Below are 18,765 nucleotides of genomic sequence, written 5' to 3'. Positions count from 1 at the left end.
AGTTGTCGGCGCCGCGTCTGGGTTGGAAGGACGGGTCGTAGGTGGGTTTGGGGCGTTGGCTGTCGCGGTCGCTGCGCTATGAGGTGACGGACACGGTGTCGGGGGTGTCGGCGGGGTCTTTCGTGATCGCGTCGCCGCCGGATGGGTTCGGCCCGGAGTGGGCGCGGGGCCCGTATCGGGGTGGGATGGCGCATCCGGGGGCGTGGCGGGCGTCGTTGCTGTTGTCGGATCTGTTGGGTGGTGTGCCGTGGCGGGCGTTGCGGTCGCGGGGGGATCGGCCGGCGGAGCGGGTGGATCCGACACCGGCGCTGTTGGAGCAGCCGAACCCGCCGGATACGCGGATGGCGACGTTCTCGGCGTTGGCGCTGGATCTGATCTGGCATGGGAACGCGGTGGCGGTGGTGGCGGATCGGGATCGGCACGGGCATGCGTCGGCGGTGGTGCCGGTGGCGGCCGAGCAGGTGGCGATCTCGCGGGCTGAGTCGGGTGCGGTGCGGTACGGGATCGGCTCCGGTGCTGGTCAGCGTTGGTATGGGCATGACGATGTGCTGCATGTGAAGGGTCCGTCGCGGCCGGGGGCGCTGCGGGGGATGGGCGTGTTGGAGTGCCATCTGGATGGGGCGTTGCGGCTGTCGGCGGATTTGGCGCGTCAGGCTGGTGGCGTCGCGGAGGCGGGGGTGCCGTCGGTGTGGATTAAGTCGAGTGATCCGGATCTGACGGCTGCTGATGCGGCGGAGTTGAAGGCGGCGTTTCTGCGGTCGCAGCGGACGCGGTCGCCGGCGGTGACGAATTCGGGGACGTCGATTGAGCCGTTGTCGTGGAATCCGTCGGAGACGCAGCTGTTGGAGGCTCGGGAGTTCTCGGTGGGTGAGATCGCGTTGATTTTCGGGTTGGATCCGTCGTGGCTGGGGGTGTCGCGGTCGTCGCGGGTTTATTCGAATATTGAGGGTGAGGCGATCAATTTGGTGAAGTTTTCTTTGGGGGGGCATCTAGCTCGGTTTGAGCAGGCGTTTTCGGCGCATTTGCCTCGGGGGACGTCGGCGAAGGCGAATTTGGATGCGTTGCTGCGTGCGGATACGCGGACGCGGTATGAGTCGCATGCTCGGGCGATTGAGGCAGGGTTTTTGACTGTGGATGAGGTGCGGGCTTTGGAGGATCGGCCGCCGCTGACGGCTGCTCAGCGTGCGGAGATGGCTGCTCGGGCCCCGGTGGCTCCCCGGCCGGGGCCCGGGCGGGCTGGTGACGAGGACGACCAGGGCGAGCGAGACGGCAACGGCGAGGGGCGGCCGGGTGGTCCGGCTGGTTCGGGTACGGCGCAGGTGAGGAGGCCGCGGTGACGGTGACGAGTTGGCGGAACGCGACGGCGGGGCAGGTGCTGGTGGCGGAGGTGAACGCGCGGTGGCCGGGCCGGGACCGTGCTTCGGACGGGTCGATCGGGGACGCGGCGCACGCGAAGCGCGCCTCGGATCACAATCCGTGGCTGGTCAAGGATGGTGTCGGGGTGGTGCGGGCCCGGGATGTCGACGCGGATGGGATCGACGCGGGCTGGCTGGCGGAGCACCTGCGTGTGGTGGGTGCGCGGGGTGATCGGCGGCTGGTCCCGGGCGGCTACGTGATCTTCGATGGGCGGATCACGACCCCGGATTTCCGGCGGTGGCGGCCGTATCGGGGCGCGAATCCGCACACGGGTCATCTGCATGTGTCGCTGTCGACGGATCTGGGCCCGGATGGGTTCGACTCCGGCGCGGGCTGGGGGATCTGATGGCGGCGCGTGCTCGTCGCCGCCAGGCCGACCCGGCGGAGCCGGTGGAGCCGGCGGTGTGTCAGGTCCCGGGATGTGTGCCGGGTGTGCATGGGCTCGTCGTGGACGGGCTGTGTCCGGTGCATGGGCAGACCCATCCGGGTCTGGCTCTGTCCAACCAGGTCCGGAGGGGGACTGTTCGTGTCTGAGGTGTTTCGCCGGTTCACTCCTGAGCTGGAGATTCGTGGTGCGGGTCAGGGCGGTGATGGTCGGACGATCGTGGGTATCGCGGTGCCGTATGGGCGGGCGCAGGTGATCGACGAGTCGCTGACCGAGCAGTTTGCGAGGGGTGCGTTCAATCGGCAGTTGGCGGCGGCGAACAGGGTGCGGTTTGCTCGGGGGCATCTGGCGTCGGGTGGTGGAGTGATCGGGCGGACGTTGGAGCTGCGTGATGACCCGGCGGGTCTGATCGGCGTGTTCCGGGTGTCGGCGACGCCGCTGGGTGAGGAGACGTTGGAGCTGGTGCGGGATGGGGCGCTGACGGATCTGTCGATCGGGTTCCGTCCGCGTCAGAACCGGCGTCTGTCGGATGGGACGGTGGAGCGGGTGACTGCTGACCTGCGGGAAGTCGCTGTGGTGTGCGAGGGCGCGTACGGCGCGGCGGCGTCGGTGACGGCGGTGCGGTCGGTGGAGCGTGAGCAGGTGGAGCGTGAGCAGGTGGAGCGTGAGCAGGTGGAGCGGTCGCGGCGGGTGCTGGCGGAGGTGTTGGCGCGGGCGCCGCGGCTGCCGCCGGTCGAGTAGCGGGGCGGTCCGGCGGGGTGCGCAGCTGCGGTCTCTATATAGAGGTCACCGGGGGCGGGCCGAGGGCCGGCACCGCCCCCCGGACCGCCCCGGACAGGGCCTTGTGGTACACCTTTGGTCCCAACAACAACAACCAAGTCAGTACTTCGCCCGAGCGGCAGCGATGGGCGGGCCGTTCGCGGCTAGCCGCGAACCATCAGACACAGGGCGAAGCTCAATGCTTTGAAGCCGCGCCCGCACCCCCCGACCGGCACCGCCCCTCGGACCGGTCCCGTCACCGGCAGGAGTCCCACCCCGTGTCCCCTTCCGGTCTGCTGGGTCCCCCCACCGCCAGGCAGGAAGCCCTCAGAGGCTCCCTGAGCGACGAAAACCTGGGCCCCGGCTAACCTTAGTCGGGGGCATGCCGTTCGAGGCGGCTACGGCGATCTGGGAGCGTTTGTGGACGTCGCGGTACCCGCTCGCCGCGGACGAGTTCGACGACGGCGTGTGGCGGCAGACGAGGGCGGCGGCGATGACCCGTCAGCACGTCGAGCTGCACCCGAAACACGTGTGGGGTCTGATCGGTGTCGATGTCGATCACCCCGACGCGGTCCTGCGGATGGTCTCCACCGTCGACAACCACCCCCAGCCGAACGTGATCATCGAGAACCCCGTGAACGGTCACGCTCACGCCGCCTGGGCCATCACGACCCCGATCAACCTCACCAACTACGGATCCCGCCGATCGGTCCGCTACGGCCTGTCCATCGAAGAAGCACTACGCCGCGCCGTGGGCGGTGACCCGCACTACCCGGCCCGGCTGATCAAAAACCCGTTCCACCCCCGCTGGATGACCCACTTCATCCACGACAACACCTCCACCCTCGACCGATTCGGCGGAACCCTCACCCCGGCCGGGCACATGCCCGGACGTGGCTGGCACAACCAACGCCGACGCGCCCCCGTCGGGCACTCCCGCAACGAAACCCTCTTCCACGGCGTCCGGCACTACGCCTACCGGGAAATGCGCCACCACTGGGGCGACCCTGAGGGCTACCGCGCCGCGATCGCCCGTGAAGTCGCCATCCGCAACGCCGACTTCTCCGTCCCCCTCGGCGCTACTGAACTCGGCCACATCTCCACATCCATCGCCGACTGGACGATCCGCTACTCCCGGATGTGGAACGACGGACCCGCCGCCTACGACCAAGCATTCCGAGCCATCCAAGCCGCACGCGGACGAAAAGGATCAGGACGCAACGGCGGGCTCGCCGGAAACAGTCGACCCGGCGGGCTCGCTGGAGACGGTCGACCCGGCGGGCTCGCCCGCGGCGCGGCTAGAGCGGCTGCCGCTGAGCAACTTCGCGACGCCATCAACAGATCGGACCTTTCATGGTAGCCAAGATCCGGCGGCGCCGGAACAAGCCGGCCCGCGAACTCGCCGAAGAATTCGGCGTATCCATCTGGACGATCTACAGAATGATCGGCGAGCCTCGTGAGGAATACGTCGCTCGCGCTAAGGCTCGTCGAGACGCGATCGTGGCCCTCCGCGTCCAGGGCCTGCTCCGCCGAGAGATCGCTGAGCGGATGGGAGTTACTCCCGCGATCGTCGGCCGCAGTCTTCAGCAGGCTCGGCAGAAGGGCGAGTGGGACGCGGCTGTCGCCGCTGCCGAGGAGGCCAAAAAGTCTGGCTCTTAACCCGGTGAGGTGGTGAAGCGGCTTCTGCGGGACGCCCGTCGGGCTGGGGAGTGGGCCGCCGCCTGCGAAGAACACGCAACTGCACAAGACTAGCCGCGGCGGCGCATTCGCCAGCCCGACGGGCGTCCCGCAGAAGCCGCTTCACCGCTTCCCGGGAGGCGCCCATCTCTTCGGCGATCTCGCGGCGGGTGAGGCCTTGGAGGCTGAGAGTGGCGGCGCGGAGGCGTCGTGCTGAGGCGCGGGCGAGGAACTCTTCGCGAGGTTCGGCGACGTACTTGCAGATGGTCCGCCTGGTCACGCCGAGTTTCTCCGCGGCTTCTCGGCCGGTCATGGTCCGGCGCCGCGGGGTCAGGGCGCCCATCAGAGGACCAGGTCGGTGATGGCAGCGCGGAGCGCGTCGGCCTCGGCGGCCTTGGCGGCGCCGCGGGTTGCGCCGCCTTTTCGGCCGCGTGCGGCTTGAATGGTGGAGAAGGTGGCTTCGTACACAACGGGTCCGTCGTTCCACATGCGGGATCTGGTGAGCCAGCGGGTGATGGAGTCGGCGATGGCACGGACCTCGGGGGCTAGGAGTGGGTCGCTGAAGGTGGCGTTGCGTTGTGCGACCCCGGCGCGGATCGCGACACGGAGCCCGGCGGGGTCGCCGAAGTGGTGGCGGACCTCGCGGTAGGCCCAGCGTCGGGAGCTGGCGAACAGGGTCTCGTTGCGGCCCAGCCCGGTGGGGTCCAGTCGCCAGCGTTTCTGCTGGAGCAGCTTCTGCGGCGGCATCCACCCGTGCTCATCAAGACGCTCGACGAGTTCACCGAGGGCGTAGAGGTGATCGTGGGACCACGCGGTGTCCCAGCCCTGGTGGGTCGGGTTCTTCGTCATCAGCCCGGCGTAGCCGCGGTCACCGTCAACCGAGCGCCGTAGAGCTTCGGTGACCCGGGCGCCGAGGACGATCGGTGGCCGGCGGGCGATGTCGGTACGCGCGATCGGTGCCCGCAACGCCCAGAAGCCGTGCGCGCGGCCGGTGTACGGGTCCTGGACGACGGCGTTGGGGCGCCACCCGCCGCGGTCTGCCGCCATCCTCATCAGCGAGTCGTCGTGGTCGCAGTCGATCACGAGCAGGTTCGACAACGCGTGCGGGTTCGCCTCGATGTAGCGCTTGCCCAGGGCCGCCGACCGGGACATCCGGTACGAGCCTCGTTCGAACTCGTCAGTGGCCAGCGGACGCCGCGGCAACCAGACCTGGTCGAACCACACCTCGTCCGGGATGCCAGCAACCGGGGCGAGCGGCGGGGGCGAGGAGGGAGCGATGGTCAAGAGGAGGAGTCCTGCCCTCCCCGGGGGGGGGGGGGGTGAGAGTTTAGACCAAGTCAGATATTTCCCCGCAGTAGACCGCCGCCCACCCCGCCCAGCCCGCTCCGGCGTTACTCTCGATCGACGACAGCTGATACCGGCACCCCGCCCCCCCCCCGGGGGGCGGCCCCCCGGTCGCTCGCAGTACCGACGAGCACCCGTGAGGGCATAGCCGATGAACGCCTATCTGAAGTCTCTGCGCGACCGCTACGAGTCGCTGCGTACCAGCATCGAGGGCCTGCAGGCCCGGGCGGTGGAGGACGACCGCGCTCTGACCGAGGACGAGCTCCGCAGCGTCCAGGGTCAAGGCGAGGCCGCCGCGGCGCTCTACACCGAGATCGAGTCGCTGACCGAGATCGAGGCCCGCAACCGCAAGGTCGCCGAACTCGCCGCCGCGCTGGCCCCCACCGACGCCGTGGAGGCCGCTGTCGCTGCCCGTGCGGCCCCTGAGATCGCCGTAGCGGGGTCGCGGGCGACGACCCAGGACCGGGACCCGGGCCACTACACCCGGGCCTCTGCGCACTCGTTCTTCGGCGATCTGAACCGGGCCCGTAACGGCGACTCGGATGCCTCCCGCCGCCTGGAGGAACACAACCGGGCTATGACCACCGGCGGCGCCGGCGCGGGAGTGGTCGCCCCGCGCTGGCTCCAGGACGAATACGAGGCCCTGGCCCGTCAGGGCCGCAAGCTCGCCGGGGCGGTCCGCAACATCGACCTGGGCGCCGACCCGCGTCCGATCACGCTGCCTCGTCAGCTGGTCGGGACCGACCCGGTGCTGGCCGAGCAGGCCGCGGAGAACGAGCATCCGTCCGAGGTCGACTCGTGGGGCACCGGTGTCGACACCGTCGTGCCGAAGCCGACCTCGGGAATCCAGGTCGTGTCGCGGCAGATGCTCGACATGGGTTCGCCTGCGGTGGACCAGCTGATCTACGGCGACATGCTCGCCGCCTACAACTTGCAGATCGAGCGGAAGGTCGGTGCGGCGGTGATCGCCGCTGCGGGTGATCCGGTGGTGACCTATCCGGACGAAGCCGCCTTCGCCGGCGGGGCGCCTGCGGATGCTGTCCTGGACGCGGCGATCGCGGTGCGTGACCAGCGGAAGCTTCCTGCGGACATCGTCGCGATGGGTGTGGTCCGGTATGGGCGTTTCCTCAAGCTCAAGGACTCCACCGGTCGGCCGCTGATGCCGGCGGCGGAGGCGGGCCGGATGAACGTGGTCGGCGTCGGCGCAGTCGACGTTGATGGCCGTCTGGACTCGGCTGGTGTCGGTGTGGTGGCCACCGATGGGATCAACGTGACGGGTACCTATCCCGACGATGTGGTGGTGCTGCGGGCGGCGGACACGATCCTGTTCGAGTCGGCGGTGCAGCGGTTCCGGTACGAGGAGGTTGCTGGGCCGGAGTCGGTGAAGCTGGGGATCTGGGCGTATAGCGCGGTGATCGTGCGTCAGGCCGGGCGGTCGGCGAAGCGGGTCCAGGTCCAGGCGGCGTGAGGTGGCGGCGTGGGTGAGTCTGCGTGAGCTGAAGGCCGATCTGGGTATCGACGATGACCGTGATGACGTGGTCCTGGTGCGGCAGTTGGACGCGGCGATGACGTTCGTGCAGCGGCTCCGCCCGGGTTTCGACTACGACGGCGCCGGTGAGTTGCCGGCGGTGCCGGGAGATCTGGCGTTGGGCACGGTGCGGTTGGCGGGGCGCTGGTTTACCCGGCGCCGGTCTCCGGATGCGCTGGTCGCGTTGGGCGAGCTGGGGTCGTCGCGGGTGCCGTCGTTCGATCCGGACGTGGAGCGGCTGCTCAAGATCGGCCGTTACCGGTCTCCGGTGATCGCGTGAGTGCGTCGGTGTCGGGGCTGGTCGCGGAGCGGGCGGCTGCGGTGCGTGATGCGGTGGCGTCGGTGGCGTGGCTGCGGGTGTTCGACGATCCGGCGGCGGTGTCTTCGCCGCCGGCGGCCTATGTCGGCCCGCCGCAGCTGCGGTGGGGTGCGATGTGTGCGCCGACCGACGCGGAGTTCACCGTCTACCTGGTCATGGCTGCCTCCGAGCGGGCTCAGGAGCGGTTGCTGGATCTGCTGCCGGTCGTGGCCACCGCGATCGACGGTGTGGTTGATGCGGTGGTGACCTCGGCGCGGCCGGGGGTGTTCGCGGTGGGCGGGGCGGACCTGCCGGCCTACGAAGTGTCCGTGTCCGTCGCCCTGTAAGGGAGGGGTTATCGCATGGCTGTTCATCAGCGGAAGCTCAAGCTCATCGCGTTCGACATCGACGGCGCTACCTACGAGTGCCAGATCAAGACGTGGAAGCTGGAGAACAACACCGACGAGGGCGACAAGCAGTACTCGTTCTGCTCCGACGGCGAGTTCCGGGAGGACTCGGATCCGGACTGGTCGCTGCAGTTCGAGTACTACTCCGACTGGCGCTCCGGCGGTCTGTCGGACGTGCTGATGCTCGCTCAGGGCCGCACGGTCGACTTCACGATCGACCATCATCCGGACATCCCGGACGAGCATGTGCGCTGGTCGGGGCGGTGCACGGTGAAGGCTCCGTCGATCGGGGGCGAGGTGCGGACGACCGAGACGCAGGAGGCGGAGTTCCCGGTGATCGGGCAGCCCGCCTACAGCCGTCCCTGACCACACAAGCCAGTAAATCAGTAAGTCAGTAGATCAGTAAGCATTACAGATCAGTGGATCAGTAAAGGGGAGCGCGTGTTCACGTTCGAGGTAGTCCCCGATGGCGGCGAGTCGTACGAGCTGGTCGCGGCGTCGCGGGACGTCGTGGTGTGGGAGCGGACCGGGAAGGGCCGCAGCCTGCAGCAGCTGACCGAGAACCTGCGGATGAGCGACCTGTACGAGGTCGCGCACCTGGCGGCGCGCCGCCAGGGCCGGTTCGACGGGTCGCTGGAGGACTTCATCGGGTCGGTGGATCTGAACCTTGACGGCGCCGCTGAGCCGGAGGGGCCTACCCGGCCGGGTCGCTGAGCTATCTGTGCGTGTCGCTGGCGGTGGCGACCGGGATCCCGGTCGCGGCGTGGGCGGTCGAGGAGCACGCGGTGTTGCAGACGGCGGTGGCGATCTTGCGGGAACAGGAACGTGAGGCCGGGCGGTCGGGGCGGCCCAGCGGGCGGCGCTACAGCGGCTAGGGCGGGAAGGCGGTGGGTCGGTGGCGAGGCGTAGGTCGGCGAGGCCGCTGACGGTGACGGTGCACCTGTCCGGGGTGCGGGAGACGATCGCGGCGTTCAACCAGATGCCCAAGGACGCCAGCCACGAGCTGCGGACTCGTTCGAAGCGGATCGCGGAGCGTCTGGAAGGGCGGATCGCGATGGCGGCGCGGGCGTCGTCGTCGCAGTCGGCGAAGGTTGCGCCCACGGTGAAGGCTCGCCGTGATCGGGTCCCGGTCGTGGTCGCGGGTGGTGCGCGGCGGGTGTTCGCGACCTCGCGGCCTCGGCAGAAGCCGCGGGCTGCGGGGCTGGTGCTGTTCGGGGCGAACTTCGGCGCGACCTACCTCAAGCAGTTCCGGCCGCACCGTGCCGGGGGCGGCGCGGACTACTGGTTCTTCTCCACGGTGGATGCCTACTCGTCGCGGATGGACCGGGAGTGGAACGACGCGGTGGATGAGATCACCCGCCGGTGGGCTGCTGGTGGTGGCTCGACGCGGGCGTTCACCGCCTACGGGCGGGCGGCGTAGATGTCTCGGGCGACGCGCACGGTCAAGGTCCGGTTCGACGGGTCGGCCTCTGGGCTGGTCGCGGCGACTGCGCAGGCGAAGTCGGCGATGAAGTCGGTGCAGAAGGATGCCGACAGGGCCTCTGGTGGGCTGCGGTCGATCGCGGTGGCGGCGGCGCGGGTCGCCCCGGTGGCGGGCTATACGGCTGCCGCGCTGGGCGGGCTGAGCGGGGTCCTGGCCACGTTGCCGGGGATCGCGTTCGCCGGAGTCCTGGGCGTCGGGGCGCTGGCGGTGGGCTTGAAAGGCTTCGGGAAGGCGATGGAAGACATCGGCGACCCGGCCAAGTTCGCCGAGGCCCTGAAGGGTCTGTCGCCGGCGGCGCGGGACACCGCGGTGGCGATCCGCGGGCTGATGCCGCAGTTCACCGCGTTGAAGAACGCGGTGCAGGACACGCTGTTCACCGGGATGGCCGCCCAGGTCACAAGCTTGAGTGGGGCATTGCTTCCAGTGCTGCGCGCCCAGCTCGTCGCGACCGCGGGGAGCATCAACTCCGTAGGTACGGCGTTCGCGATCTGGATGAAGACGCCGTCGACGGTGGGTGACATCAACGCCGCGCTGGGTGGGTCCCAGGGCCTGCTCGACGGGGTTTTGCGGGCGTTGCGGCCGCTGGCGGCGACGTTTCTGCACCTCGGGGTGGTCGCCGCTCCGTACCTGCAGAAGCTGGGTACGTCCATCGCGGAGGCGGCGACGAGGCTGGAAAGGTTCGTCGCCGCGGCGCGGGACTCCGGAGCGCTGGCCGAGTGGGTCGGAGCCGGGGTGGAGACGTTTAAGTCCCTCGGGCGGACGCTGGGTTCGTTGTGGCAGTCCGTGGTCAACCTGGCTGCGGCGTTCGACGCGGCCGGGTTGCCGACGACGCTGGAGATGATCGCGGGCGCGTTGGAGATGGTCACCGGGTTCATCCGGGCTCACGCCGAGGTGATGGTCCCGCTGATCAACGCGATCGCGCTGCTGACCCTGGGCTACAAGGCGATGATGGTCGTCAACTCGGTGATGGCCGCTGTCCAGATGTTCACGCAGGCCACGGGGCTTGCCGCGGTGGCGACGAAGGCGGTGACGGCGGCGCAGTGGTTGTGGAACTACGCGATGCTGGCGAACCCGTCGATGTGGGTGGTGCTCGGGATCGTCGCGTTGATCGCGGCGATCGTGGCCTGCATCGTCTACTGGGACGAGATCAAGGTCGCCGCGGGTGCGGCGTGTGACTGGATCGCGGCGAAGTGGTCCGGTTTCACGGCCTGGCTGTCCGGGGTGTGGGCGGCGATGACCGCGACCGCGACCGGGGCGTGGGAGGCCCTGAAGGCGCAGGTCAGCGCCAAGATCAATCAGGTGTTGGTGGTGATCGGGTTCCTCGGGGCGATCCCGGGTCGGGTGTGGGGCTTCTTCACGGCGATGGTGTCGGGTGCGATCGCGGTGGCGGGGCGGCTGGTCGCGTGGATGGCCGGGCTGCCGGGCCGGCTCCTGGCCGCGGTGGGCCGGCTGGGTTCGCTGCTGGTGGGCGCCGGGCGGGACCTGGTCTCCGGGCTCGGGAACGGGATCGTCTCGAAGTGGACGTGGCTGACCGACAAGGTCCGGGGCCTGGCCAGGGCCGCGTTGAACGCCGCGAAGTCGATGCTCGGGATCAGGTCCCCGTCGCGGGTGTTCCGCGACCAGATCGGCCGGTTCATCCCTGAGGGCGTCGCGGTCGGGATCAGCGCGAACACCAGCGCGGTCGCTGCGGCGACCCGGGAGCTGTCGGAGTCGGCGGTCGCCGCGGCGCTGCCCGCGACGCGGGCGTCGGTGTCGGTGGGCGAGGTTCCGCTGGTCGGTGCTGGTGCCGTGGCCGTGGCCCCGGCTCCTGCCCCGGAGGTCGTCGTGAAGGTCCTGATCGACGGACAGGAGTTCAGTGGTCTGGTGCGCACCGAGATCGACGAGGCGCACCGCCGTACCCGCCGCCAGGTCGGAGCGGGACGAGGCGTGTAGTTATGTCGTTTCAGTGTGAATTCGACCCGGAGACCGGCGCGGTCGCGATGAGCTGCGACGCGCTGGGCGATGATGTGACCTGGGTGGACTTCCACTACTGGCGCTCCGGTGACGCCCGACCGCGGTGGGTGCGTGGCGGCTGGCATGTCCCGGTCAACGCCGGCGCGACCCTGCAGGTGCGCCATCACGACTGGCCTCCCGGCCCGGACGGCACGCCGCTGCTGCGCTATGCCGCCCGGCTCTCGACCGGGCAGTGGGAGGACCCGGTGCAGGTCACGCCGTCGGTGTTCGACCAGGCGTGGATCAAGTGGCTCGGGTTCCCGTTCCTCAACCGGCGCGTCATGGTCGTGGCCTACACCGATCCGCGTCGTGACGGCCGGGGCGCGCTGCTGGAGGTGACGGCGGCCCGCGCCCCGATCGCGGTCGGGGAGGTGATGGGTCCGCTGCGGTTCGAGTTCACGGTGCGGACCGCGACCTGGCAGCAGTGGCGGGATCTGGACCGGTCGCTGTCGGTGGGTGGAGTGATGATGCTCCACGCCGACGAGGAACGCCTGGGTCTGCCGGCGGTGTATTTCCAGGTTGATGACGTGCACGCCGAGAAGAAAGGCCGCCACAACAGCGAGGTCCGCTACACCACGATCGCGTTGCACGAGGTCGCCGAGCCCAGTCATCACTACGCGGGGGCGATCTCGACCTGGCAGACGGTGTTGCGCAGCTACCAGTCCTGGGCTGATCTGGTCGAGGCTGCCGCGACCTGGGGCGATGTGGTGAACATGCCCGCTGTCGCCGGTGACGTGGTGGTGGAGGACTGATGGCGCGCCCGACCTCGACCCGGCTGCGGGAGATCGTGCGTTCGTCGCACTCGGCGCGGGCCCGGGCCACGCTGATCGCGGTCCCGCACCGGTTCTCCCAGTCCCTCACCCCGTCCGGGGAGCCGTTGGCCCTGCTCGGCGGGGACGTGCGGATGGATTCCTCGGCGTTGGTGCGGTCCACGCTCGACATCACCGTCGCCGCCCGCTGGGGCTGGATCGTGCCGAACGGGTCGGAAATCTTCGTCGAGTACGGCGTTGAGGTCGCCGGCGGGGTGTTCGAGTGGACCGCGTTGGGCTACTTCCGGGTCGAGACCGTCACGCAGGAGGAACGCGGTGTCGTGCGGATCTCCGGGTCTGACCGGATGGCTCAGGTCGCCGACACCGAGGCTCTGTGGCCGTGGGTGGCGCCGCGCACAGCCACTCACCAGGAGTTCTTCTCCGCGCTTCTCTACGGCAGCCAGGCGTCGTGGTTCCACCGCCACGCCGGGGCGTTCCCGTCGAAGGTCGACGACCGGGATCGGGTCATCATCGCCGACTATCCGCTGGCCCGGACCCGGCTGCGGTCCCAGACGCTGCTGGAAGAGCCGTTCGCCGAGCACATCACGGGCCTGGCCCGCCGCTACGGCAAGCGGGCGTTCTTCGACTACCGCGGCCGGCTGACCCTGGTCTCCGATGACGTCGACGCCGCTGACCCGGCGCTGGTACCGGTCCGCACGATCACCGCCGGTGCTGGTGGTGGCTTGCAGAGGTTGCGCCGCCAGATCTCCCGTGACGGTGTCTACACCTGCGCGCGGGTGTCGGGAGAGCAGGCGACCGAGGCGCCGCCGCCGTGGGCGGCGAAGACCGTCGACGGGGCCGGCGGCTCGTTGCGCGGTCAGCGTGGCTTGTCCTGGTATGGGGAGTTCGGGCGGATCTTGAAGAGGCACTCCTCGCCGCTGCTGCGGACCACCGCGCAGTGCGAGGCCGCCGCAGAGACCTGGGTGAACCGGATTCGGGGCTTGCCGTCGGCGCTGTCGTTCCAGATCCCGGCCGACCCGACCCTAGAGCCGCTGGATCTCATCGCGGTCCGGTTCCCCGAGCAGCGCCCCGGCGACGGGTATCCGCCGCCACCGGGGATGCGGGATCGCGTCGTCGTCGAACGGCACGTCATCGACACCCTGACGTTCCCGCTGACCGGCGGCGACATGGCGGTCTCGACGCGCGGCGCCCGGGTCCAGGCCTACGTCGCCCCGGACGAAGGAGGCCGCCGGCCATGAGCTTCACCTCGCCCGGGGACCTCGCGCCGCTGTTCGCTCAGCCCAGCCCGGGTCTCCCGGTCACCCAGGGCCGGTTGACGGCGTTCAACGCCGACACCCTGGCCAACACCGTCGAGGTCACCGGGCAGCCGTTGACTGACCTGGCTGTGCTGCATGACGCCATCAGCTCGCTCGCGGCGGGCCGCACTGTGCTGCTGGTCGCTCTGGGCAAGGAGTACGTGATCGCAGGGCGCCTGCGAACCCCCCCTGAGCAGGAAGAAACCGATGCCTGAGACACCGATCTTCGCCTACCGCTACCCGGCCTCGACCGACCCGCCCAACGGGCCAGCGCAGATCCAGGCGCTGGCCGAGGACGTCGAGGCGGGCGGTATCCGGTTCGCGAACTACACCTGCGGGCAGGCCGTGGAGTTCTCGACCGGGTCCTGGGGCTTGATCCCGTTCGAGTTCGTCATGGACACCAGCCCGTCGGTCACCCGCAGCGACTCGAACCGGCGGTTCACCTTCAACGTCGGCGGCGTGTGGCGTATCGAGGCCGGAGTCCGGGTCGCGAAGGGCGGCACCGGGCAGACCCAGTTCTTCGCGATCCTGGCTGCCGGGTCGACCACGACCCGCTACGCCGAGTCGGCGTCGTACCAGTCCGGGTCCGGTGGGTCGTACTCGGTGGCCCGTGCCCGCCGGTTCGAATCCGGACAGGCCATCAATATCGGCACGTATCGGACCGGTTCTGGGAGTTTCGAGATCGCCACCGACGTCTCCCAGGCCACGTATGTGTCTATGACCTGGATACGGCCCTGACTCGAACACGGCCCTGACCAGCAGAAACGATCTGAACGAGGAGAACGGGAGGCCCGGGTGGCGACCCACACCAGTCCTGCACCGCCGGTCCTGGCCGGGACGACCTGGCTGTCGCCGCGCTGGGCGGTCCTGGTCAGCGGCGTCCCGATCGACCTGGACGCCACCGACGCCGGCGGCTGGTCGGTGACCGCCCGCGCCGTCGACCCGCGCAGCGGCGCGGTCGTGGTCGACTTCGCCGCCGGTGGGGCCGCGCTCATCCTCGGCACGACACGCCTGGCCGGTGGTGCGCGGGCCGCGACGGTGCAGCTGCACCTCTCGCCGGAACGCACTGCCCGCCTGCCCGCGGAACGGGTGCTCGACCTGCACGTCGACCTGCGCCATCCCGGCGCGGGCCGCGACGGCCGCACCTACCTCCTGCGCCTGGTCGACGCACCTTTACTGATCCTGACTGACGCACCTGCGAGCGCGCGGTGACCGCCCCGGACCCGCACGAGGTGGTCGTCGTCGACGCCGCCCCCGACGCCGACGTGGTCCTCGTCGGCTCCGACTCCGGCCCGCCGGCGCCTCTCGCGCCGAGCAGGCCCATCGCCCGCGCCGGCGGCGAGGTTGAGCAGCTCCGCAGCAACGGCGTCGCCGCCCGCGCCCTGTCCGGGCACCGCCTGCTCACCCCGTCCCGTGACGGCCTGGTCTACGCCGACCCGTCCGACCTCGACCACCTCCACGCCCCGCTGTGGCTGAGCCTGGGCGCCGCCGCCGGCGGCGCCCAGGTGCCGATGCTGTTGCACGGCGAGACCAGCGAGGCGTCCTGGCAGTGGGAGCCCGGCCCGCTCTACCTCGGCGCGGCCGGGCGCCTCACCCAGACCGCCCCCGCCGCCCCGGAGGCGCTGTTCAGCGTCCAGGTCGGCGCGGCGACCTCCCCGACCAGCGTGTTCCTCCACCAGCAGCCATCGATCCGGCTGCACCCCTAGAAAGGACTAGATCCCGTCATGGCCGACAAGTACCTGCACAACAACGCCGGGACGCTCACCGAGCGCGAGGCATCCACGGTCTCGGCCGGAGACGCCGACGCCGGGAAGATCCCCGCGCTGGACCCGACCGGCCGCCTGGACGCCAGCATGCTCCCGGTCGGGCTCGGCGCCGACACCGCCCAGGTCACCGCCAGCGAGGCTCTCGCCGCGGGCGATCTGGTCAACATCCACTCCGCGGGCGGCTCTGCCCGCGCCCGGAAGGCCGACGCCTCGACCAGCGGGAAGGAGGCCCACGGGTTCGTCCTGGCAGCGGTTGATGCCGACACCACCGCCACGGTCTACTTCGAAGGCACCAACACCCAGGTCACCGACCTGACTCCGGGCAGGAACTACCTGTCGGCGTCGGCGCCGGGCGCCGCGGCCGCCACCGCGCCGTCCGGTGCCGGGCAGGTCGTGCAGATCGTCGGGTTCGCGACTGCGGCGACCGCGCTGAACTTCAACTCGCTGACCCCGATCGTGCTGGGCTGATGGCCGAACGCAAACCGCTGGCCCTGGTCAACGGCGCCCCTGCCGAGCTCGCCGCCGCCGACACCATCCCGACCTCGGCGTGGGCGGGCCCGGCCGATCGCCGCTACGGGCACCTACGGGCCCGTGACGAGGAGGTCTACGGCGACCTGTACTCGCCGGTCGACCGAACGGCCTGTGGGCTGACCGGGAACATGTCGGCGAAGGTCATCACGATCTCGGGGATCGTGTCGCCGCGGTCGGTGCGAGCGTCGAGGTTCCGGTTCGCGGTCAACACCGCCGGGTCGCACTCGGACAACCCGCCGGTCGGGATCCGGGTCTGGGGCGGGACGAACCTGAAACGCCTCACCGTCCTGGCCAGCGTGCAGAACCTGTCCGCGGACACCTTCACCAGCCGCGGTGTCAAGGAGCTCGCGCTGTCGGCGACGATCGCCCCGCCGGCGGGGAGCTATGTGTTCGCGCAGTTCTACATCGGGTCGGCGTGGAAGGCCCAGCCCGGTTTGGCGGGCCGGACGGTCTCGGATGCGCTGCTCAACCCGGACGGTGGCCGCCGGTTCGAGCTGTGGAAGTCCAACCAGGACAGCGACCAGTCCTCGCCGATGGACGCCACCAGCGGGTGGGCGTCTCCGGAACGGGCTACGCAGCCGTGGTGGGCGCTGGCGGCGTAGCCGTCGGTGGGCCAGAACTATCCGGCAAGAGCGGCCCAGACGCCTACGGAGTCCACGTTCGGGTAGCGGCCGGGATCGTCGGCGAGCCAGCGTTTCGCCGAACCCATCAGTAGGTCACCGAGAAGTCCCGGTAGGCGTCCGTGAGGTCGGAGTGGACGAAGTGGACGGGATAGATGCCGTCATGCATGGCTGTCATCTTTGCGGGTCGAGCAGTCAGGATCGGTGCTGAACGGGTGCAGCTATCGCATCCTGCCTGCAATCAGTATTTCAGTATTTTGCAGTGATCAGTATTTCAGTGGTGGAGGTCGTTGCGGATCTCCCGGGCCAGGCGTGTGTCGTCGAGTAGCCGGGTGACCAGGGCCGCCAGTACCGCTTGCCCGGTGACCCGGGCGACGCCGAGCTCTTCGGCTGTTTCGGCGCACCACCCGGCCAGCCTCGCGTGGGTCTGCGGCGCCAGGTCCACGGTCCTGCGTACCGGGGCCGCTCTCACCTGCGCCCTCGCGGCGGCGGCTGCTGCCCTGGAGGCGGTGCGGAGGTCGTGGGTTGCCTTCGCCTTCGCGTGGATCTCATCGGCCTTGCTCATCTCGCCACCTGCCTTAGCGTTTCGAGTTCGTCCACCGCGTCGCCGTAGGCGGTTGCCGCAGCCCGCACGATCGGGCTGCCGACGGCCTGGGCGAACTGTTGCACGGCGCGTGCCTCGGCGCGCAGCACGTGCCATCCGGCGGCGGTCATGACGTCGCGGTAGACCGCGTGCGCTGCGGTCCGCCCGTCCGCGCGGGTGAGCATCGCTGCGGTCACCGGCGGCTGCCCGTCGAGCCGGAGGGCGGCGGTGTCTTCGAGGATGCCTTGCAGCTCGGGGAGTCGTTCCTGGTCGACCGCGTTCGGGGGGACCGGCACCACGGCGTGTGTCGCCACTCGCAGCGCTGCCGCGACGATCGGGGGCGTGCTGTCGGTGTCGACCAGCACCACGTCGATGTCCGGCGGGATGATCTTGTCGAGGCGCTGGTGGAGTTTCGGGGTGTCCAGGCGGACGACGGGGATCGACCATTCGGCGTCATCGGCCCACCTGCTCACGGTGCCTTGCGGGTCGGCGTCGACGACCAGGACGCGGCGGCCGCGTTCGTGCCAGACGTGGGCGAGGAATCCGGTGGAGGTGGACTTCCCGGTGCCGCCCTTCAGGTTGGTCACTGCCACGGTGAGCACGCGACCCACTCTGCCAGATCAGTAAATCCTGAAATCAGTGCCCGCGCGGAGCGGGGAGGATGGGAGGCGGCGGGGAGGCCCTCTCGGGGCGGCCTCCCCGCCTATGACCAGCGGTTATCCCCGAATCGGGCCGCCGGCCATAGCCCCTGTCTGATGGGCATCTCGGGCCACTATCGCGGCCAGCAGGTCGGTGCGGGACACCTTCATCGTCGACCGCTTCCGGGGCGGGGCGCCGGCGGCGGTGAGCACGGCGGTGAGCGTGGCGGCCGTCCAGGGCCGGTAGCGGTCGGGGCGGTCGGCCACGAGCCGGGCCAGCACCGCCGTCGTCCGGACCCGCTCTTCGCCTCTCAGGGCCGCCAGGATCGCCGCCAGGTCGTCCACGGGATCCGCCGTGGGTGTGGATGCCTGTTGGGCCTTCTGGCGGGCAATGAGAGCTCGTTTCGCGATCTGTGTGGCGGTGGCGTCGTCGATGTAGTGGGTGCGGACGGTCACCGCGACCTCCCACGGCTCCATCTCCAGCCCACTGCCCGCCACCACCAGCGCGCCCTTGTCCAGGCCGCGGCGCAGCTCCTGCGGCGCCGCGCCGCCGGCCACCGCCGCCTCGCCCAACGCCATCTTCGCCTGCGCCTCGGTGCCCACGACCAGCGAAGCCCGCACATGGTTACCTTCGCGAGACAGGACCGGCAGGTTCTGATTCGTCGGATCCTGGGTGGCCTCCCACAAGGTGACGTCCACCGCCCGGCCCTGGTTGTGGATCTTGCGGACCGCCCCCAGATAGCGGGCGTCGTTGCTCTGACCACCGAACGGGCGCTTCGCCGGGTCCTTGGCCGGACACATGTAGGCGACCTGGGCCTCGTCGACGACCACGAACAGCGGCCGATGCGACCCGCCGACCTGGAAGCGACGCTGCATCTCGACCACGGCGTCCTCCAGCATCTCGGTGGCGGCGATGACGTGCTCATCGGTCGGGCCGATCACCAACCGGTCGGCGATCCCGTCGAACATCGCCCAGCCTGCCGGGCCTTTCAGGTCCGCGATCCACAGGTCCGCGCCCGGATCGCGAGCGACCCACAACGCCAGGGCCCGCATCGCGGCGGTCTTGCCGTTGTCGGACAGCCCGGTGATCAGCATGTGGCGCTGGTGCAGCGAGATCGCCCGGTCCCGCCCGGTGACGTCGACGCCCCACGGCGCCCGCCCCACCCGCGTGTCCGCGACTGTGTCCGGGTCGGTGACCAGCGGCGATGGCCCGACGGGCCGGTCGAGGGCGCCGCGGTCAGAGATTCCCCCCCCCCCCCCCCCCCCCGGGGGG

Annotated in this window: 24 protein-coding genes; 20 read left to right on the top strand and 4 right to left on the bottom strand. The window is 70.1% G+C overall.

What is annotated here, in order from left to right; all coding sequences use genetic code 11:
- Positions 1–185: 185 nt before the first annotated feature.
- From Ae150APs1_RS30055 to Ae150APs1_RS30035, 5 genes are all read left to right on the top strand, one after another.
- The gene (locus Ae150APs1_RS30055) at positions 186–1,337 is read left to right on the top strand and encodes a phage portal protein (protein ID WP_249266627.1); all 1,152 of its coding nucleotides are present in this window, start codon (positions 186–188) and stop codon (positions 1,335–1,337) included.
- Positions 1,334–1,762 (top strand): hypothetical protein, encoded by a 429-nt coding sequence (locus tag Ae150APs1_RS30050; protein ID WP_075303138.1) that lies wholly within the window; start codon positions 1,334–1,336, stop codon positions 1,760–1,762. The genes Ae150APs1_RS30055 and Ae150APs1_RS30050 overlap by 4 nt, the downstream gene beginning before the upstream one ends.
- Positions 1,763–1,942: 180 nt before the next feature.
- The gene (locus Ae150APs1_RS30045; RefSeq protein ID WP_075303135.1) at positions 1,943–2,542 is read left to right on the top strand and encodes an HK97 family phage prohead protease; all 600 of its coding nucleotides are present in this window, start codon (positions 1,943–1,945) and stop codon (positions 2,540–2,542) included.
- Positions 2,543–2,942: 400 nt separating this feature from the next.
- The gene (locus Ae150APs1_RS30040) at positions 2,943–3,920 is read left to right on the top strand and encodes a replication initiation protein (protein ID WP_075303133.1); all 978 of its coding nucleotides are present in this window, start codon (positions 2,943–2,945) and stop codon (positions 3,918–3,920) included.
- Entirely contained in the window at positions 3,914–4,219 is a 306-nt protein-coding gene (locus tag Ae150APs1_RS30035; RefSeq protein ID WP_075303131.1) for a hypothetical protein, read from the top strand. Before Ae150APs1_RS30040 ends, Ae150APs1_RS30035 begins: the two co-directional genes overlap by 7 nt.
- A 360-nt stretch (positions 4,220–4,579) precedes the next feature.
- Here the strand turns inward: Ae150APs1_RS30035 and Ae150APs1_RS30025 are convergent, their stop codons facing one another.
- A complete protein-coding gene (locus Ae150APs1_RS30025) occupies positions 4,580–5,521 on the bottom strand; it encodes a replication initiation protein (protein ID WP_212567362.1) in 942 nt (313 codons plus the stop codon).
- A 211-nt stretch (positions 5,522–5,732) separates the two neighbouring features.
- Between Ae150APs1_RS30025 and Ae150APs1_RS30020 the strand changes: the two genes are divergently transcribed.
- From Ae150APs1_RS30020 to Ae150APs1_RS29950, 15 genes are all read left to right on the top strand, one after another.
- Positions 5,733–7,049, top strand: a complete 1,317-nt coding sequence (locus tag Ae150APs1_RS30020) for a phage major capsid protein (RefSeq protein WP_075303129.1) — start codon at positions 5,733–5,735, stop codon at positions 7,047–7,049.
- Positions 7,050–7,062: 13 nt separating this feature from the next.
- Complete coding sequence (locus Ae150APs1_RS30015; protein WP_170918225.1) at positions 7,063–7,389, top strand: phage head-tail connector protein; 327 nt, start codon at positions 7,063–7,065, stop codon at positions 7,387–7,389.
- The gene (locus Ae150APs1_RS30010) at positions 7,386–7,754 is read left to right on the top strand and encodes a hypothetical protein (protein ID WP_075303126.1); all 369 of its coding nucleotides are present in this window, start codon (positions 7,386–7,388) and stop codon (positions 7,752–7,754) included. The genes Ae150APs1_RS30015 and Ae150APs1_RS30010 overlap by 4 nt, the downstream gene beginning before the upstream one ends.
- A 15-nt stretch (positions 7,755–7,769) precedes the next feature.
- Positions 7,770–8,180, top strand: coding sequence for a hypothetical protein (locus Ae150APs1_RS30005; protein WP_075303124.1), 411 nt, complete (start codon positions 7,770–7,772; stop codon positions 8,178–8,180).
- Between the two features lie 75 nt (positions 8,181–8,255).
- Entirely contained in the window at positions 8,256–8,528 is a 273-nt protein-coding gene (locus Ae150APs1_RS30000; RefSeq protein ID WP_075303123.1) for a hypothetical protein, read from the top strand.
- A gap of 181 nt (positions 8,529–8,709) precedes the next feature.
- On the top strand, positions 8,710–9,234 hold the full coding sequence (locus Ae150APs1_RS29995) for a hypothetical protein (protein ID WP_139317652.1): 525 nt from the start codon (positions 8,710–8,712) through the stop codon (positions 9,232–9,234).
- Entirely contained in the window at positions 9,235–11,229 is a 1,995-nt protein-coding gene (locus Ae150APs1_RS29990; RefSeq protein WP_075303118.1) for a hypothetical protein, read from the top strand. It begins immediately after the preceding gene.
- Positions 11,230–11,231: 2 nt separating this feature from the next.
- Positions 11,232–12,041, top strand: coding sequence for a hypothetical protein (locus Ae150APs1_RS29985; protein ID WP_075303116.1), 810 nt, complete (start codon positions 11,232–11,234; stop codon positions 12,039–12,041).
- Positions 12,041–13,297 carry a DUF5047 domain-containing protein gene (locus Ae150APs1_RS29980; protein ID WP_075303114.1) on the top strand — a complete coding sequence of 419 codons (1,257 nt, stop codon included), beginning with the start codon at positions 12,041–12,043 and terminating at the stop codon, positions 13,295–13,297. The genes Ae150APs1_RS29985 and Ae150APs1_RS29980 overlap by 1 nt, the downstream gene beginning before the upstream one ends.
- The gene (locus Ae150APs1_RS29975; protein ID WP_075303112.1) at positions 13,294–13,569 is read left to right on the top strand and encodes a hypothetical protein; all 276 of its coding nucleotides are present in this window, start codon (positions 13,294–13,296) and stop codon (positions 13,567–13,569) included. The genes Ae150APs1_RS29980 and Ae150APs1_RS29975 overlap by 4 nt, the downstream gene beginning before the upstream one ends.
- A complete protein-coding gene (locus Ae150APs1_RS29970; RefSeq protein WP_075303110.1) occupies positions 13,562–14,092 on the top strand; it encodes a hypothetical protein in 531 nt (176 codons plus the stop codon). Before Ae150APs1_RS29975 ends, Ae150APs1_RS29970 begins: the two co-directional genes overlap by 8 nt.
- Positions 14,093–14,149: 57 nt before the next feature.
- Entirely contained in the window at positions 14,150–14,566 is a 417-nt protein-coding gene (locus Ae150APs1_RS32445) for a hypothetical protein (RefSeq protein ID WP_075303109.1), read from the top strand.
- Positions 14,563–15,060 (top strand): hypothetical protein, encoded by a 498-nt coding sequence (locus Ae150APs1_RS32440; protein ID WP_075303107.1) that lies wholly within the window; start codon positions 14,563–14,565, stop codon positions 15,058–15,060. Before Ae150APs1_RS32445 ends, Ae150APs1_RS32440 begins: the two co-directional genes overlap by 4 nt.
- Before the next feature lie 18 nt (positions 15,061–15,078).
- On the top strand, positions 15,079–15,588 hold the full coding sequence (locus Ae150APs1_RS29955) for a hypothetical protein (protein WP_075303106.1): 510 nt from the start codon (positions 15,079–15,081) through the stop codon (positions 15,586–15,588).
- Complete coding sequence (locus Ae150APs1_RS29950) at positions 15,588–16,253, top strand: hypothetical protein (protein ID WP_075303105.1); 666 nt, start codon at positions 15,588–15,590, stop codon at positions 16,251–16,253. Before Ae150APs1_RS29955 ends, Ae150APs1_RS29950 begins: the two co-directional genes overlap by 1 nt.
- A gap of 292 nt (positions 16,254–16,545) precedes the next feature.
- Here Ae150APs1_RS29950 and Ae150APs1_RS29945 read toward each other — a convergent pair whose 3' ends face one another.
- The 3 genes from Ae150APs1_RS29945 to Ae150APs1_RS29935 form a co-directional block, all read right to left on the bottom strand.
- Positions 16,546–16,836 (bottom strand): hypothetical protein, encoded by a 291-nt coding sequence (locus Ae150APs1_RS29945; RefSeq protein ID WP_212567361.1) that lies wholly within the window; start codon positions 16,834–16,836, stop codon positions 16,546–16,548.
- Entirely contained in the window at positions 16,833–17,456 is a 624-nt protein-coding gene (locus Ae150APs1_RS29940) for a ParA family protein (RefSeq protein ID WP_075303103.1), read from the bottom strand. The genes Ae150APs1_RS29945 and Ae150APs1_RS29940 overlap by 4 nt, the downstream gene beginning before the upstream one ends.
- A gap of 114 nt (positions 17,457–17,570) precedes the next feature.
- Positions 17,571–18,656: a hypothetical protein gene (locus Ae150APs1_RS29935; protein WP_075324350.1), complete on the bottom strand. Its 1,086-nt coding sequence runs from the start codon at positions 18,654–18,656 to the stop codon at positions 17,571–17,573.
- Positions 18,657–18,765 lie beyond the last annotated feature (109 nt).

The organism is Pseudonocardia sp. Ae150A_Ps1 (assembly GCF_001932315.1).
Taxonomy (GTDB): domain Bacteria; phylum Actinomycetota; class Actinomycetes; order Mycobacteriales; family Pseudonocardiaceae; genus Pseudonocardia.
The sequence above is the reverse complement of the archived record's forward strand: the minus strand, read 5'-3'. Positions and strand labels throughout refer to the sequence as shown.